General features: G+C 38.0%; 15 protein-coding genes. 3 read left to right on the forward strand and 12 right to left on the reverse strand.

Annotation, left to right across the window (positions count from 1 at the left end):
• Positions 1 to 174 precede the first annotated feature (174 nt).
• From argF to ACIQZG_RS01925, 6 genes are all read right to left on the reverse strand, one after another.
• A complete protein-coding gene (gene argF, locus ACIQZG_RS01900) occupies positions 175 to 1,140 on the reverse strand; it encodes an ornithine carbamoyltransferase (RefSeq protein ID WP_402753457.1) in 966 nt (321 codons plus the stop codon).
• A 463-nt stretch (positions 1,141 to 1,603) separates the two neighbouring features.
• A complete protein-coding gene (locus tag ACIQZG_RS01905) occupies positions 1,604 to 2,539 on the reverse strand; it encodes an alpha/beta fold hydrolase (RefSeq protein WP_402753458.1) in 936 nt (311 codons plus the stop codon).
• 509 nt (positions 2,540 to 3,048) lie between these two features.
• The gene (locus tag ACIQZG_RS01910) at positions 3,049 to 3,228 is read right to left on the reverse strand and encodes a hypothetical protein (RefSeq protein ID WP_402753459.1); all 180 of its coding nucleotides are present in this window, start codon (positions 3,226 to 3,228) and stop codon (positions 3,049 to 3,051) included.
• A gap of 83 nt (positions 3,229 to 3,311) precedes the next feature.
• Complete coding sequence (locus tag ACIQZG_RS01915; RefSeq protein WP_402753460.1) at positions 3,312 to 4,400, reverse strand: M42 family metallopeptidase; 1,089 nt, start codon at positions 4,398 to 4,400, stop codon at positions 3,312 to 3,314.
• 122 nt (positions 4,401 to 4,522) lie between these two features.
• Positions 4,523 to 6,151: a Na/Pi cotransporter family protein gene (locus tag ACIQZG_RS01920; RefSeq protein ID WP_402753461.1), complete on the reverse strand. Its 1,629-nt coding sequence runs from the start codon at positions 6,149 to 6,151 to the stop codon at positions 4,523 to 4,525.
• A gap of 224 nt (positions 6,152 to 6,375) precedes the next feature.
• Positions 6,376 to 6,861, reverse strand: coding sequence for a dUTP diphosphatase (locus ACIQZG_RS01925; RefSeq protein ID WP_402753462.1), 486 nt, complete (start codon positions 6,859 to 6,861; stop codon positions 6,376 to 6,378).
• A 93-nt stretch (positions 6,862 to 6,954) separates the two neighbouring features.
• On the opposite strand from ACIQZG_RS01925, the gene ACIQZG_RS01930 reads away from it, so the two are divergent.
• Positions 6,955 to 7,350: a sigma-w pathway protein ysdB gene (locus tag ACIQZG_RS01930; RefSeq protein ID WP_402753463.1), complete on the forward strand. Its 396-nt coding sequence runs from the start codon at positions 6,955 to 6,957 to the stop codon at positions 7,348 to 7,350.
• Between the two features lie 235 nt (positions 7,351 to 7,585).
• Here ACIQZG_RS01930 and ACIQZG_RS01935 read toward each other — a convergent pair whose 3' ends face one another.
• The 4 genes from ACIQZG_RS01935 to infC form a co-directional block, all read right to left on the reverse strand.
• Positions 7,586 to 7,858 (reverse strand): DUF1294 domain-containing protein, encoded by a 273-nt coding sequence (locus ACIQZG_RS01935; RefSeq protein ID WP_402753464.1) that lies wholly within the window; start codon positions 7,856 to 7,858, stop codon positions 7,586 to 7,588.
• Between the two features lie 66 nt (positions 7,859 to 7,924).
• On the reverse strand, positions 7,925 to 8,284 hold the full coding sequence (gene rplT, locus ACIQZG_RS01940; RefSeq protein ID WP_402753465.1) for a 50S ribosomal protein L20: 360 nt from the start codon (positions 8,282 to 8,284) through the stop codon (positions 7,925 to 7,927).
• Positions 8,285 to 8,338: 54 nt separating this feature from the next.
• Positions 8,339 to 8,539, reverse strand: a complete 201-nt coding sequence (rpmI, locus tag ACIQZG_RS01945; protein WP_402753466.1) for a 50S ribosomal protein L35 — start codon at positions 8,537 to 8,539, stop codon at positions 8,339 to 8,341.
• Positions 8,540 to 8,570: 31 nt separating this feature from the next.
• A complete protein-coding gene (infC, locus tag ACIQZG_RS01950; protein ID WP_402753467.1) occupies positions 8,571 to 9,074 on the reverse strand; it encodes a translation initiation factor IF-3 in 504 nt (167 codons plus the stop codon).
• Positions 9,075 to 9,630: 556 nt separating this feature from the next.
• Between infC and ACIQZG_RS01955 the strand changes: the two genes are divergently transcribed.
• Positions 9,631 to 11,313, forward strand: coding sequence for a methyl-accepting chemotaxis protein (locus tag ACIQZG_RS01955; protein WP_402753468.1), 1,683 nt, complete (start codon positions 9,631 to 9,633; stop codon positions 11,311 to 11,313).
• Between the two features lie 55 nt (positions 11,314 to 11,368).
• Here the strand turns inward: ACIQZG_RS01955 and thrS are convergent, their stop codons facing one another.
• Complete coding sequence (gene thrS / locus ACIQZG_RS01960; RefSeq protein ID WP_402753469.1) at positions 11,369 to 13,303, reverse strand: threonine--tRNA ligase; 1,935 nt, start codon at positions 13,301 to 13,303, stop codon at positions 11,369 to 11,371.
• An 87-nt stretch (positions 13,304 to 13,390) separates the two neighbouring features.
• On the opposite strand from thrS, the gene ACIQZG_RS24560 reads away from it, so the two are divergent.
• Complete coding sequence (locus tag ACIQZG_RS24560) at positions 13,391 to 13,762, forward strand: hypothetical protein (protein ID WP_483869777.1); 372 nt, start codon at positions 13,391 to 13,393, stop codon at positions 13,760 to 13,762.
• Positions 13,763 to 13,917: 155 nt separating this feature from the next.
• Here the strand turns inward: ACIQZG_RS24560 and dnaI are convergent, their stop codons facing one another.
• On the reverse strand, positions 13,918 to 14,847 hold the full coding sequence (dnaI, locus tag ACIQZG_RS01970; protein ID WP_402753597.1) for a primosomal protein DnaI: 930 nt from the start codon (positions 14,845 to 14,847) through the stop codon (positions 13,918 to 13,920).
• Positions 14,848 to 14,871 lie beyond the last annotated feature (24 nt).

Raw genomic sequence — 14,871 nt, forward strand, 5'->3', positions numbered from 1 at the left:
AGATTACTTTTACTATGTAGCGATGAAGCCATCCATCTTGACAACATACATCGCGTGTGGTCTACATCCCTCTGTCTGTGCACCACTTTTATGTTATCCATATTGACACCCTCTGTTGCCAATATGAACTCTCTTTATATAGTACTTCTCAACCCGAGAAGCATATGTCGAACGTTATGCTAAAATCGAAGCTAGTACTGCTTTCTGTGCATGAAGTCTGTTCTCAGCCTGTTCAAAGATGTAAGAATTCGGTCCATCGATAACTGATGTAGCGACCTCTTCCTCTCGGTGTGCTGGTAAACAGTGCAAGAACATGTAATTTGGTTTTGCATGTGCTACAAGCTCATCGTTAATTTGATAACCTGCGAAGTCTTGTAAACGTTTAGCCGTTTCTTCTTCTTGCCCCATTGACGTCCAAACGTCTGCATATACAACATCAGCATCCTGAACTGCTTCTACAGGATCATTAGTAATGATGATTGTACTGCCATTTGTTGCTGCGATAGCTTGTGCTTTTGCGATAACCTCTGTATCACATTCATAGCCAACTGGCGTTGCTACTGCTACGTGCATTCCTACGTGTGCAGAAGCGACTACTAACGAGTGCGCCACATTGTTGCCATCTCCAACATATGCAATTTTAAGTCCTTTTAATTCCCCTTTGTTTTCAGCGATTGTTTCCAAATCCGCTAAAGCCTGGCAAGGGTGATAAATATCTGTTAAACCATTGATCACTGGAATTACTGCATGTTCGGCAAGCTCTTTCACCATTGCGTGAGAATTTGCACGAATCATAATACCGTCTAAATAACCTGATAATACATGTGCTGTATCATAAATCGATTCACCACGACCAATTTGTAAATCACGTGAATGCATAAACATTGCTTTTCCGCCTAGCTGATTCATTCCTACTTCAAATGAAATCCGTGTACGTGTCGAATGTTTTTCAAAAATCATACCTAGTGTTTTACCTTCTAGTAATTTCGGACATTTTCCTGCTTTAGTGATCGTCTTGAGCTGCGTTGACAACGCTACTAATTGCTCTACTTCCTCACTTGTATAGTCAAGCAGTGTAAGTAAGTCTTTCCCTTTTAAACTAGACACTAACTTTAACTGCACCTCTTCTAGTAATTTCATTGCGTTCGCTCCTTGCTTTCGTTGCTGTTGAGTTTATTATATACATGCATAATTATAAAATCAACTGAATTTTTATGTTTATTTTAAAAAGTTTGAATTCACACATAAATTGTGACAATAATCCGTCTTTCTGAATTTTTATGCATATTTTTCAAAGTGAAAATCATAGTCAAACAAAAAAAGCCTACCTCATTGGATAAGCTCTCGTCCATATTAATCAAATAATAATTTTATTTACAGCATCGCGATCTAATTTTTAAATAACTTCTACGATTAATTTAACTGCATTCTCATAGTCATCACGGTGTAAAATGCCTGCATGTGAGTAAATATAGCGTGTCGCAATACTAAATAGGAAGATACCCTATCGATTATCTGAAATATACGCCCTCCCCTCTATTGATGTACTGCTATTTAAAAGATGGTGAATTACAGACGTTACAGCAATCAATAGCCTGAAAAGCTAATTCTGCTTTTTGATACTATTCAAAGATTGATTAAACTTGTCTGACTCTTCCCACTGGGGAAAATGGCTTGAATTTTCGAACCAAATGAGTTTTTTTGTCGTTATTATTGTGTGATAGTAATCCTCTACTAATGAAGAAGAAACATGCCGATCATGACGCCCCTCAAAAAACGTAATAGGGACATCGAAACTCTTGTATTCACTAAAATCAATTTCCATGAGCTCTTGCCACAAAAATTGTATAGATTGTAGACTCCCTTTTTCGCGATTGATTAAATCTTTAAATGTGTACTTTGATGAAAAAATGAAATCCCTTACAAGTTGGTTGTAATTGCTTTTTCCGTATAAAGAATGTCTGAATCGGACCACCAATTTAGTAACAAATAATAAATCGTTTAACCAATCTTTTTGAGTCAATGAAAGGTCAATATTTTTCAATCGCTGGACAATCTTTTTTTGATTTTGTTCTTGACTTTCTTTCAAAACAAAATCATATTGACACTTCAACCCTTTTTTCATGTTAACTACTTGACCACATCCAAAATAACTATGTACTAGCTGTGGGTATTTTTTAATGAAAATTAAGCCTAGGACACTTCCCCACGAGTGCCCTAAAAGGTAAACTTTTTCTTGTTTAAACGTTTCTAATAAATAATGAATTAAACTGTATAGGTCTTCTATATAAGTTTCAATAGATATTTGTTCCTTTTCCGAAAAAGTATAATAAGATTTCCCAGCTCCTCTTTGTTCCCAGACTACAACATTAAACGTTTTTCCAAGTTCTGAGTTATATTTATAAATTAGTGGTAAGGCGGCATCGCCTGGACCACCATGCAAATACACTAAAAGAGGCAGATTGTTATCTTCACCAAAAATAGAAATAAATTGTTTCGAAGATCCTATTTTTATATAGTCTGACACTTGAGTTTTCATTTTCTTCTCCTACCCTTACTATCGTTTTTAAGATTCAAGATAACATCTTTAAATTTGTTCCACTAATTGTAATTGCCTCGTTGTTGGAATAAGGAACAATTTAGTTTTTGAATTATGGCTCTCACCCAAATATGTGCTTGACTGTAGATTCCGTTACAAGTGGATGCTTCCGCAGGTATGGCCTTCCTGTACTTACCTCTTTGCTTTCGGTACAAAAACTCTCCACTTTCCACTCCATATCCAGCCTATTAAATTGCAAGTACATATTTTGGTGTTGACCCTGAATTACATCTATTGTATCATCTTCCCATTTTATTTTTTTAACGTATATTTTTTAATAGGGAACTTGAGAGTTGAACGTCTAAGCAACCATCACGATATGAGGTCTAATTAACTATAAATCATTTTATCCGTATCGTATGCCCTTATTTAAATGCGCTCTCCCGTACAATACATCTACTAATCTACTTCTGTCCCGATAGCTTGCGTAATCCATTCAGCTTCATTTGCTAATTGAGTACGGGCAATGCATGATGAATAGTAATGATCTGATTACTTTTATTATTTACATTTAGAATATACAGCTTATCTACAATGCTTTGTTCCTCTGATATTGGCTCTTCTTCTTTTTGAGCTTGAATCGCCAAAATCTTCGTATCAACATTTATATACTTCTTTGATCTAACCAAAACAAAAAGCCCCCTAACATTCTTGTTAGAGGGCAAAACTATAGTATACATATTTAGTTCTTACCGATATTCTTATAGCAGTATCAGTCAAAAATAATTTTATTCACAGCATCACGGTCTAATTTTTTAATCACTTCTACGATCAATTTAACCGCATTCTCGTAGTCATCACGGTGTAAAATTCCTGCATGTGAGTGAATATAGCGTGTCGCAATACCGATTGATAGTGCAGGGATGCCGTTTGCAGTGACGTGGATAGAGCCAGCATCCGTCCCACCACCAGATAGCGCCTCAAATTGATAAGGGATATTATTTTCTTCTGCTACATCTAAAACAAATTCACGTAAACCACGATGTGATACCATCGATGCATCGTACACGACGATTTGCGGACCAGCACCCATTTTACTGTTTGATTCTTTTGGTGTTACCCCAGGTGTATCGCCCGCAATACCAACGTCGACTGCAAAGCCGATATCTGGTTGGATTTTGAATGTAGACGTTTTCGCTCCACGCAGACCAACTTCCTCTTGTACATTTCCTACTGAGTATAAAATGTTCGGATGTTTTTCGTCTTTTAAAGCTTTCATCACATCAATCGCAATGGCACATCCAATACGGTTATCCCAAGCTTTTGCAAGTAAATATTTATCATTTTTCATGACATTAAATTCGAAATATGGTGTCACCATATCCCCAGGACGAACGCCCCATCCCATTACCTCATCTTTAGAAGCAGCACCAATATCGATAAACATATCTTTAATATCTACCACTTTGTTGCGCACTTCAGCCGGTAAAATATGTGGCGGTTTAGATCCAATAACCCCGATAATTTCTTCGCCTTTACGTGTTGTAATCGTCACACGTTGTGCAAGCATCACTTGGCTCCACCAGCCGCCTACCGTTTGGAATTTGATGAATCCTTTATCATCGATTTGCGTTACCATGAAACCGACTTCATCTAAGTGTCCTGCAACCATAATTTTAGGACCATTTTCATCTCCAACTTTTTTGGCGATCAAGCTACCTAAATTATCCGTTTCCACTGAATCAGCGTACGGTGCAATGTATTGTTTCATCACTTCACGCGGTGCACGTTCATTACCAGGAATACCATTTGCATCTGTTAAATCTTTAAACATTTGCAACGTTGAATCTAATTGAGTCATGACTGTTCCTCCTACATCTTCTGTCTCCTTTTATTATAATTAGTTTATCGTTATATGCCTAATAAATCGTCTGAAAATTGAGCTAAAAAAAACAAGCATTCCCGAAAGAATGCTTGGTGGTCTTACTCTTGTTCAAAAATCGTATCAGCAATGTTGTTGGCATGGTCGCCAATACGTTCGAGGTTACTGATAATATCTACAAAGACGATACCTGCTGAGCCCGAGCAAATACCTTCATTTAAACGTTTAATATGACGTTTACGTAATTTACGTTCCATTTCGTCAATTCGATTTTCTTGATCTCTCACTTGCTGTGCTACCGATACATCACGTGTTTCGAGCGCTTGCATCGCTATCTTTACTGTATCTATAACAAGCTCAAACATTTCTTCTAGCTCTTGCATCGCTTCTTGACTAAGTTTTACTCGGTTTGCTTCTTTATAATCAATAAGCTCAACTAAGTTTTCTACATGATCCCCAATACGCTCAATGTCACGAATATTTTCAAGTAGCCCGTGGTGGACATGGGAGTTTACACCTGATAATGATTGTTTCGATAAACTTACTAAATAATCTGTTGTTTTTTGATCGAGGTTATTTATAGCCTCTTCTAATTGTGCTGTTGTACTCGCCTGTTTCACATCTAGTGTCTTTAAATAATCCAGTGATGCCACTAAACCTTGCACACCAAAATCACCCATACGTACAACTTCTTGTTTTGCTTGTCCCAACGCAATCGCTGGAGACTTTGTAATTAATGAGTAATCTAAAAACTTCGGTTTATATTCAACAATTGCATCCTCTCCTGGAATTAACTTCGTCACGACGTAAGCCCATACCCCGATTAACGGAAGTTGAATAAGTGTATTTACAACGTTGAACGTTCCGTGCGCGAAAGCAATTTGCATTTTAGGCTCTAGCCCTAATACACCGGAAATCCACACGATATAATTCGTAAATAATCCTAAAACAAGCATGAAAACAATAGTACCAACTACATTAAATAATACGTGTGTTGCAGCTGCACGTTTTGCCGCAATAGATGCTCCTAATGCTGCCAATATCGCAGTAATCGTTGTCCCGATATTGTCACCAAAAAGCACTGGTATCGCACCATCCAGCGTCATTAAACCTTCTGCATATAGCCCCTGTAAGATACCTACTGTGGCCGAAGATGACTGTACAATGAGCGTAAAGACTGTCCCTACAATGACACCTAGAATCGGTGAGTCACTCATATTTAATGTCAAATCAATAAATGGTTGCCATTCACGTAAAGGCTTCATACCACTACTCATCAACTCTAAACCGATAAATAAGCCTGAGAAGCCAAATAATACTTGTCCGATATTTTGAATTTTACTTTTCTTAAAGAAAAATAGCAGGATTGCCCCAAGTGCCATGATAGGATATGCATATTCCCCTACATCAATCCCAATGATAAAGGCTGTAACCGTTGTCCCGATGTTTGCCCCCATAATGACACCGATTGCTTGTCGTAATGTCATAAAGCCGGCGCTAACTAATCCAACTGTAATTACAGTCGTCCCAGAACTCGACTGAATAAGTACTGTGACAAAAATACCTACTAAAACACCCATAAATGGATTCGTCGTAAAGCGATCTAATATATCTCTTAAACGGTCTCCGGCCGCCTTTTGCAGACCATCTCCCATATATTTAATTGCAAATAAGAAGAGACCTAGCCCCCCTAAGAACTGGAATATCATTTCCTGCCAATTTAACTCCATGTTGCCACTCCTTAAAGTTTTATCTCATTTATTATAAAAAAATCTAACTCCCTGTGCGGTTTTCAGCAGAGTTTTAACATATTCTTTACATAGCGTTTACAATAAAGCCGTAGTTTCAGCAAATTTCTTTATACTATTGTGTTACGCTTAAAGTTTATGGAAATTTTCTAATATTATAAGAAAAACCTTATAAAACACATTAAATGTGCTTCATAAGGTTTTTCTTAGTAGCCTGTACGTTGACGTTGATAGTTTTCCTCGTTTTTTTCTATATATGCACGTACCACATCATCAAAGCTAAAACCTAAGTTATTAGCAATTACTGCATAGCATTGCCAAATATCTAGGTAGCCATTCTCTGTTGGATTGTGGATAAATTTCAAAATACTTTCTTGTGTCATTAAGAACGTTTCAGTTAAATCACATTTTTCCTCAGTTACTGGCCACTTCTCAATTGAAGTAAAACCTTTTAGTAAGCCAAGCGATAAGATAAAGTGTATTGAGTCCACATACTCTTCTAAAATTATGCCTCTTTCAGATGGACCCTTCGTACTCCAAAACTTAAAACAACGAGTTTCATTGGCGAGTTCTGCAAGCTCAACCATAAGTGCAAGTCCCTTCTCCTTAAAAACATCATGCTCAATCTTTTGCGTTTTCTCGATAAAGGCATCTAGCCCTTTTTGCATTTCAAATAATTTATGTAAATTCATTTTTTTCTCCTAAATAATTTTTTAAAAGTGAAACTAATTGCACACCTTAATCGTATAGGTAGGAATAACCTTTAGACAAGGGGGAAATCTAACATGGTGCCATTACTAATTCGACTTGCTGTCATTGCGCTTATTATTTACGTATTTTATAAAGCGATTCGTTATATAACAGATCCAAAGCGAAAACTGGACGAGGCCTACGAAAAAAATCAATATTATTTTTATGATGATGTTAAAAATGTCCGAAAAAACTTCTTTATCTCTTATAAGGGTTCACTTTTTGAAGGTGAAAAATACTTAGGCACAACAGAAGATGCTTTTGAAGTCGTAACAATTTTCGTCGGAGCCCGTGATGCCGCAACATTGCAGGGCCTCACAAAAAAAGACTTCGAATACTTACAACAAGAAATTTTAACAAGTTATCCAAATGCAAAAATTAACTGGAAACAACCAATTGAACAGCTTATGTGTGACACGTCCTCGAACTGAGGGCGTATTTTTTGTTTATCGGACAACCTCTGGCATTAATCGGACTGATTTTTTAATTTTATTGGACAACTTTATTGTTTTATCGCCCACATTTCCACTTTTATCGACATCAACCTTACAAATATATCAATTACACCGAGGCGTAATTGACTCCTTTCAAAATCTGCTGCTGACGCTTCGCTTTCGCGCAAAAAACATCTGTGACATCCGCAGAAGGCAAAAAAATACCTCCCTGCTAAAGAGAGGTGCCCCATAGACGTACAATCACAAATATCTGCAAAGCTGCTAACAATGGAAAGCCAAATGCGAAACTATTATTACGTATCTTGTGTCGAAATAGATACATGCCGAGTACACCGCCTACAGCACCACCACTAATTGCTAGTGTAAATAATGTGCGCTCAGCAATACGCCACTCTTGTTTTTTCGCACGAGATTTATCCATGCCCATGAAAACAAGCAATACAAGTGAAAGTACAATCATATAAGCAAGTAGAGCCTGTGCCATAACTACCTCCTTAGCTAGAAAAAAAGACTGACGGAAAAATCCATCAGTCTTTAAAGTACATGTAAATTATTTAGCAACTGCTTTTTTAGCAGCGTCTGCTAATTGTGTGAATGCTTGTGCATCCGTTACAGCTAGGTCAGCTAACATTTTACGGTTAACTTCGATACCAGCAACTTTTAAACCGTGCATTAAACGGCTGTATGAAAGACCATTCATGCGAGCAGCTGCGTTGATACGAGTGATCCATAATTTACGGAAATCACGTTTCTTTTGACGACGGTCACGGTATGCATATTGACCTGACTTCATTACTGCTTGGTTAGCAACTTTGTATAATGTATGTTTTGAACCATAATAACCTTTTGCTAATTTTAAAACCTTTTTACGACGCTTGCGCGTTACTGTTCCGCCTTTTACGCGTGGCATACTAATTACCTCCTGCTTTTCATTAAAAAATGAATGTTATGTTTTTGTTCGATCTTATTTTACGTAAGTAAGTAACGTACGGATACGTTTGAAATCACCAGATGTAGCGATTTTAGCTTTACGTAATTGACGCTTAGCTTTTGTAGATTTGTTTGCGAATAAGTGGCTACCAAAAGCACGGTCAAATTTTAATTTACCAGTACCCGTTTTTTTGAAACGTTTCGCAGCTCCACGGTGTGTTTTCATTTTTGGCATGTCGAATTCCTCCTAAACTGTTCGTCTAATATTATTTCTCGTTCTTTGGTTGAAGAACTAAGAACATGCTTCGGCCTTCCATCTTCGGTTTTTGTTCAACCGTAGATACTTCAGCACAAGCTTCAGCAAATCGATCTAGCACACGCTGACCAATCTCTTTGTGTGTAATCGCACGACCTTTGAAACGTAGGCTACATTTAACTTTATCGCCTTTTTCAAGGAATTTGATAGCGTTACGTAGCTTCGTTTGGAAATCATTTTCATCGATTGTTGGGCTCAAACGAACCTCTTTCATCACGATGACTTTTGAATTTTTACGAATTTCGCGGTCTTTCTTTTGCTGTTCAAACTTAAATTTACCATAGTCCATGATACGAGCGACTGGCGGCTTGGCTTGAGGGGCCACAAGGACAAGATCCAAGTTTACACGAGTGGCGATTTCCAACGCTTCATTACGTGTCTTTACACCAAGCTGGTCACCATTGTGATCGATTAATCGAAGTTCACGTGCGCGAATGCCTTCGTTTACATACATGTCTTTGCTAATAGTAATCCACCTCCAAGTAGTTGTCGCGAATACATGGTTTGGGCAAAGCCTTGCCCGGTTGAACGGTACAACCTTCTAGCGTCTGTCCATAAAAAAAAGACGGACATTTTGAAGATGTCCGCCCGCTATATGTGCATACGCAATCAAAGCGTAAAACAATTCAACGTGTCATAACCTTGAAACAGCTCATAATAAGCGTCAATCAGGTGAGAAGCGGGCAGCCTCTACTTCAACCACAAACTTTGTATTCATTAACCTTCACAATAATATCATGCCCTTTTTTGAAAGTCAACTATAATTTATAAATTCTATGTATGCATATGATTGAATGCTCATAGTGAATTGAGTTACTCATAATTATGTGTGATATAAATATTTGCTAATTCTCCCTATTTAGATGGCTCATCATCAATTTATTTAATAATAATTTCAAGTAAATCCACCCTAAAAATAAAAGTATAAAATAATCCATTAACATTTCCATTTATTTGGTTTATGATTATTATGAAAAATCCAAATATTCGAACGAATCGAGGGAGAGAAAATGACTATTCGCAAAAAGCTTCTATTAAGTATTAGCTTATCTGTCATTGTAACAATACTTGCATGTAGCGTTATTTTCATGCAATTACGTAGCATCGAATCACAATACAACGACACATTAGAACTCGGATTACCACAATTGCAATTAACATCAGACATTGAGTACTACACACTTTTACAAACAACACAGACGCAAAGCTATTTACTGGGCGATTCAGAAGCACTCAACCAAGTAAAAGAAGCACAGCAAAAATTACAAAACATTATAAAAGAGTTAAATACCTCATTCGAAAGTGATGAAGCACAACAAATGCTTAAAGGTGTTACCCAAGACATTGAGGCACTCGAAAAAGGTATAAATGAAACAATTAATCTTAATGATACAAAGGATGTATATACCGCAGTAGCTTACTACGTGACAGATGTAAAAGAAAAAAGTACACAAACGATTGCATCATCTAGTGAATTATCAACATTGATCGATACTTTATTTGATAATGCGCAAAAAGAAGCCAATCAAAAGGCACAAAAAGCGATATATATCGGTATTATCATTGTTATTCTCGCTATCATAGTAGGAATCACCACTTCATACCTATTGAATCAATGGATCGCTGTACCATTAAGAAACTTACAAATAAACGTACAGCAAATTGCTGATGGTAATTTAACGATTCCTACAATAAATATAAAATCAAAAGACGAAATAGGTCAATTAACAACTTCTTTTAATGCTATGAAAGATACATTAAAAAATTTAATCATACAATTATCGGATAGTGCTACGCATTTAAGTTCATCTGCCGAAGAACTTAGTGCATCAACGGAAGAAGTAACAGCATCATCTGTTGAAATGGCGCACCGCTCCGAACTTGGTGCTCAAAATACACTATCTGCAGCACAAACAGCACAAGATAGTGCAGTAGCAATGGATGAAACAGCTTCTGCTGTACAGCGTATTGCTGAATCTTCACAAAATCTACATATAAAAGCAGCAGAAACCGCTGATATGGCCGATCAAGGAGCAACCAATATCAATACTGCTAGCAAGCAAATGACTACAATTTACGAATCAACGAAGCTAACAACTGAACTCATTCAAAAATTAAGCAAGCAATCCGAAGAAATTGAAAGTATTTCTCACGTCATTACGAGCATTACAGAACAAACGAACCTACTTGCACTAAACGCGGCTATTGAAGCAGCACGTGCTGGTGAACATGGTAAAGGCTTTGCCGTAGTAGCTGATGAAGTACGTAAACTCGCCGAAGAATCGAATGCATCAGCAAGCCAAATTGTTGCATTAACAAATGAGATTCAAACAGATACAAAAAATGTTGAAAAGGCGGTTCAAGAAAGTTTACAAACTGTGGAAGCTGGAGTTGGTATCATTAACGAAGCTGGCATATCATTTAGCCATATCGAAAATGCCGTAGACGATATGAAATTACAAATTGAAGATATTTCCGCTATCACAGAAGAAATTTCTGCTGCAGCTGAAGAAGTCGCCGCTTCAGTAGCTGAAATCGCAGTGGCTGCTAAAGCAACCGCTAACCAAGCTGAAAGTTCAATAGAATCTTCACAACAACAATTATCAACCATGCAAGAAATTAGTGCTGTCTCAAATGATTTAAGCACACGTGCACTAGATTTACAAAATGCCGTCAATCAATTCCGCGTGTAAATACCAAAAAAAGACCTCACTCCTATACAAGAGCGAGGTCTTTCACTTATATCAATTAGAAGCGAGCCACTTCTGCTTTAATGTTAGCTAGGAATTCTTCAAAGCTAATTGTTGACGACTCTTTAGAGCCATAACGACGAACGTTTACGCCATTTGCTTCAACTTCTTTGTCCCCGATCACAAGCATGTACGGGATTTTTTTCATTTGTGCTTCACGGATTTTATAACCAAGTTTTTCTTCACGATCATCCATTTCTACACGTAAACCTGCAGCTGTTAACTGTTCTTCGATTTGTTTTGCATAGTCGAAGTGTGCTTCGTTCGATACAGGAATTACTTCTACTTGTACTGGTGCTAACCAAGTTGGGAAGGCACCTTTGTATTCTTCGATTAAGAAGGCAACGAAACGTTCCATTGTTGATACGACACCACGGTGAATTACAACTGGACGATGTGGTTTACCATCTTCACCAACATACGTTAAATCGAAGCGTTCTGGTAATAAGAAGTCGAGTTGAACTGTTGATAATGTTTCTTCTTTACCAATCGCTGTTTTTACTTGTACATCAAGTTTTGGACCGTAGAATGCAGCTTCACCTTCAGCCTCGAAGTAATCTAAGCCAAGCTCATCCATCGCTTCTTTTAACATGCTTTGTGCTTTTTCCCACATTGCATCGTCATCGAAGTATTTCTCAGTATCCGCTGGGTCACGATAAGAAAGACGGAATGAGTAATCGTTTAGATCGAAATCTTTATAAACTTCTAAAATTAACTGCACAACTTTTTGGAATTCTGCTTTAATTTGATCTGGTCGAACGAATAAGTGCGCATCGTTTAAAGTCATTCCGCGTACACGTTGTAACCCTGAAACAGCACCTGACATTTCGTAACGGTGCATTGTACCAAGCTCAGCAATACGTAATGGTAGGTTACGGTAAGAATGCTTACTGTTTTTGTACACCATCATATGGTGAGGGCAGTTCATCGGACGCATAATTAATGTTTCATTGTCCATTTCCATTGGTGGGAAAATTGAATCTTGGTAATGATCCCAGTGACCAGAAGTTTGGTATAACTCTTTTGAACCAAGTACTGGTGTGTATACATGTTTGTATCCAAGCGATAATTCTTTATCCACAATATAGCGTTCAATTACACGACGGATTGTCGCACCATTTGGTAACCAAAGCGGTAACCCTTGACCAACTTTTTGCGAAGATGTGAATAATTCTAATTCTTTACCAATCTTACGGTGATCACGTTCTTTTGCTTCCTCAAGCATTTGCAAATGATGTTTTAGTTCTTCTTTTTTGAAGAAAGCTGTACCGTAGATGCGTTGAAGCATTTTATTGTCTGAGTTACCTCTCCAATAAGCACCTGCTAATGATAATAATTTGAATTCGCGAAGTTTACCTGTAGATGGCACGTGAATACCACGGCAAAGGTCGAAGAATTCTCCTTGGTAATAAATTGATACTTGCTCGTCAGCTGGGATAGCCTCAAGTAGTTCTAATTTATATTCATCGTCAATTTCAGTGAAAATTGCTTGTGCTTCATCACGAGAAACATTTTTACGTTCTACTTCAAGGTTTTCTGCGATGATTTTTTTCATTTCTTTTTCGATTGCTGGTAAATCGTCAGCTGTAATTGGTGTTGGTGCATCGATATCGTAGTAGAAACCGCCTTCGATAACTGGACCAATTCCTAATTTAACGTCTGGGAATAAACGTTTTACAGCTTGTGCAGTTAAGTGAGCTGTTGAGTGACGAAGGATTTCAAGCGCGTCTACATCATCTTGAGTAATAATCGCAATTGTTGCATCCTCTTCGATAGGTGTTTTTAAGTCTACTAATTCACCGTTTACTTTACCCGCGTACGCTTTTTTGCGAAGCCCCGGGCTAATTGATAATGCTACGTCATCTGTAGATGTGCCTTTTGCAAATTCCTTAACAGCGCCATCTGGGAATGTTAATTTAATCATATCTGACATTTTGTTTGCACTCCTTATTCGGTTTAATTGCGGTGCATTGTGATTTGGAACTGTTGTGTTCGCGTTACTCAAGTTGAGCGATTTGACATGGGTGTTGAGCGACTTTGCGCCGAAGTTGAGCGCTTTGCCTCTGATCTTGAGCGATCTTGCACCAATGTTGAGCGCTTTGCCTCTGATCTTGAGCGACCTTGCACCAATGTTGAGCGCTTTGCCTCTGATCTTGAGCGACTTCGCAACAATGTTGAGCGCCTTAACTCTGATCTTGAGCGCCCCACCACACAACCAACATTTAAAATCTCCCCAAAAAACAAAAAAGCCCCGTCCCTAATGAAAGGGACGAAGCGTATGCTCGTGGTTCCACCCTTCTTCCTTCCGACTAAAAAAGTCAGACGAAGCTCAAGGCTAGCTAACGGGCCAGTACCGGCGAAAGATTATTCCCTCTCGCTGCTCAGTAGGTAGTAAATCAAATGCTCACAACTTAGGAAGCTTACAGCCAATGACTTCCCTCTCTAGTAAGTAGATACACAAGATCCATGTCCTCATCAATGCATTTCAATGATATATATTATATGTGACAGTATACGCTCGATTGTCGAAAAATGCAACCTGCAAAATTACTCTCGGCGATTTTTTCCACCCATTTGTACAGGCTCAGTTATCGCCCTAACTCGCTCCATAATACGGGCTGCCTTCACAACCTCTATATCACCCTTTTGCGATTGTGCTAAATGATGTTCTAGTTCATCGTAGTTAAAGTTTGACGTAATAAAGGTCGGTAATTGTTCTGCCATACGATAATGGAAAATAGTACCCAGTATTTCGTCACGTGTCCAAGCAGACATCGTTTCTGCTCCTAAATCATCAAGCATTAGTACAGGTGCTTTTTTCACGTAATCAACTTTCTCTTGCAACGTATTATCACCAATAGCATTTTTCATTTCACGTAAAAACTCTGGCACAAACACGACTACGGACTTCACTTTAAGTGTCGCCAGCTCATTTGCTAATGCACCTAAAACAAAGGATTTACCGACACCAAACTTACCATATAAATAAAGGCCCTTTGTCGGTAATTTTCCTGTCTCACGTGTTTTTTGCACAAAATCAGCGGCACGATTTGCAATATCAACACGTGAATAATCATCAATGAATAAATCACCTATCGTTGCTTGTAGTACGTCTTTTGGCATATGCATACTAGCAATCATATTAGCGACATCACGGCGATCATCTTCACGTATTTTTTGCTCGCATCGTACATAATCGATTTCCACTGTATTACGCACCGTACGTAATTTTGGAATAAAACCTTGTAAATAATTTGTGCAATGCTCCGTATTGTCACAGCCACAGCACTCCGTAGATTGATTAATAAATTCTTGCAGCTTCGGCAAGTTACGCTCAATCGCATCATAGCTAAGCTCCTCCATATGATCAGCTAAAAAAGCCTGTACACGTGGATGTTCTAAAATTTCTCTGCGCATCGCCTCGTAGCGCTCTTGAAAAGATGGCACTTTCACTGCACGTTGCAGCGGTCCATTAATTGGTTCCACAGTTATTCACCTGCC

Source organism: Lysinibacillus sp. NPDC096418, assembly GCF_044762775.1.
In the GTDB taxonomy this organism is placed as follows: domain Bacteria; phylum Bacillota; class Bacilli; order Bacillales_A; family Planococcaceae; genus Lysinibacillus.

Coding starts and splice junctions, on each gene's coding strand:
- infC (WP_402753467.1), bottom strand. CDS start 9,074: ATGTATGTAAACGAAGGCATTCGCGCACGTGAACTTCGATTAATCGAT.
- ACIQZG_RS01905 (WP_402753458.1), bottom strand. CDS start 2,539: ATGAAAACTCAAGTGTCAGACTATATAAAAATAGGATCTTCGAAACAA.
- ACIQZG_RS24560 (WP_483869777.1), top strand. CDS start 13,391: ATGGGTGTTGAGCGACTTTGCGCCGAAGTTGAGCGCTTTGCCTCTGAT.
- ACIQZG_RS01955 (WP_402753468.1), top strand. CDS start 9,631: ATGACTATTCGCAAAAAGCTTCTATTAAGTATTAGCTTATCTGTCATT.
- ACIQZG_RS01915 (WP_402753460.1), bottom strand. CDS start 4,400: ATGACTCAATTAGATTCAACGTTGCAAATGTTTAAAGATTTAACAGAT.
- ACIQZG_RS01930 (WP_402753463.1), top strand. CDS start 6,955: ATGGTGCCATTACTAATTCGACTTGCTGTCATTGCGCTTATTATTTAC.
- thrS (WP_402753469.1), bottom strand. CDS start 13,303: ATGTCAGATATGATTAAATTAACATTCCCAGATGGCGCTGTTAAGGAA.
- ACIQZG_RS01935 (WP_402753464.1), bottom strand. CDS start 7,858: ATGGCACAGGCTCTACTTGCTTATATGATTGTACTTTCACTTGTATTG.
- argF (WP_402753457.1), bottom strand. CDS start 1,140: ATGAAATTACTAGAAGAGGTGCAGTTAAAGTTAGTGTCTAGTTTAAAA.
- ACIQZG_RS01920 (WP_402753461.1), bottom strand. CDS start 6,151: ATGGAGTTAAATTGGCAGGAAATGATATTCCAGTTCTTAGGGGGGCTA.
- ACIQZG_RS01925 (WP_402753462.1), bottom strand. CDS start 6,861: ATGAATTTACATAAATTATTTGAAATGCAAAAAGGGCTAGATGCCTTT.
- rplT (WP_402753465.1), bottom strand. CDS start 8,284: ATGCCACGCGTAAAAGGCGGAACAGTAACGCGCAAGCGTCGTAAAAAG.
- rpmI (WP_402753466.1), bottom strand. CDS start 8,539: ATGCCAAAAATGAAAACACACCGTGGAGCTGCGAAACGTTTCAAAAAA.